The sequence below is a fragment of the Arthrobacter sp. MYb214 genome (genome assembly GCF_002979865.1).
Taxonomy (GTDB): domain Bacteria; phylum Actinomycetota; class Actinomycetes; order Actinomycetales; family Micrococcaceae; genus Glutamicibacter.
The window spans coordinates 1-1,218 of sequence record NZ_PCPZ01000016.1; the positions used below are offsets into that span (position 1 = coordinate 1).

General features: G+C 61.0%; 1 protein-coding gene. It reads right to left on the reverse strand.

Annotated elements, in window-relative coordinates; all coding sequences use genetic code 11:
- Positions 1 to 1,195 (reverse strand): DUF222 domain-containing protein (locus tag CQ012_RS17325; protein WP_105662738.1); only part of this gene is annotated, 1,195 nt, incomplete at its 3' end.
- Positions 1,196 to 1,218 lie beyond the last annotated feature (23 nt).

Below are 1,218 nucleotides of genomic sequence, written 5' to 3' on the forward strand. Positions count from 1 at the left end.
TGCCTCCGCGGGCGTATTGCTTGACGTGGTCTATTTCCTCCACGATGCCGTCGCAGAACGGGGTGCGGCAGTGCCGGTCGCGGATCGCGATGAACTTCTTGAGCTTTTCCGGGAAGATCCGGGCTTTGGAGTCCATGGCGATCAGGTCCTGGTCGCCGGGTGCGGTGTAGAGGCGGGCGAGTTCGGTGCGCACGTCGAGCTGTTCGATCAGCTCCGTGGTGGGTTTGGCGTCCATTTGGTCGAAGGTCAGGCTGTTGGGGATCTGGTGCCCGCTGATCCATTCGCGTACGCTCTGGGCGGGGATGAAGCCGTAGCCTTCCAGATAGGCTGGTTCGCGTTCGCCGGCGAACAGGGCCCGGTCGGTCATGACTACTGCGACTTGCAGGGCGATGGGCATTTTGGAGGGTTCGCCGACCATCATGTAGCTGAAGAGCAGGTCGGCGCGGATCTGGGTGCGGGTGCGCGGGTCGCCTTTTTTGCGCAGGGTTTTCGATTCTTCGTCGAGGTAGCGTTTGAGGCACATGCCCTGCAGCAGGGGGTATTCGCCGTGGATGATGATGCGGCCGTTCTGGTCGTCGATTTTCAGGGTGAGGTTGCGTTGCTCTTCGACGGTTTTCTGCTTGATGGAGTCGGGGTCGGAGATGTAGGCCAAGGCGAATTTTCGGACTGTTTCCTTGATTTGGGTGGTGCCCATGGATTCGAACATGTGCGGGTTCTGGGCGTAGAGCTGGTCGAATTCGGTGCGGCGCTGGGGTTTGAGGTCTTGGAGCGGGGTGAGGATGGCTTGGGTTTGGGCTTCGGTGAATTCGCCGCGGGCGCAGGCGGCGGCGAGGTTCGGGGTGTCTTCGAAGAGGATGCGGCAATTGACCAGGTAGTTGCGCATGCCGTGCGGTGATTGCTTGCGGGCCAGAGCGACGCAGGCGGCTGCGCCGCGGGTTTGGTCATCGAGGTGGACGCCGCGTTCTTCGTGGTCGCGGACGTATTCTTTTTCGATTTGGTGGGCGAGGCAGGCCTGCTTGCAGCGTGCTGCGGAGATGAGGGCTTCCAGCAATTCGATACCGTGGGCGCAGTCGGCTTTGCTGCCGTGTTCCTCGAGGGCGGAGAGGTCGTTTTGCACGGTTTGGACGTGGAGGTCGAATTCCTCGGGGGGTGCTGGTGGGGTGAGGCTGTTTCCGTGCGCCTTTGCTTCGGACATGTTCTAATTATACTTCGCTTGTT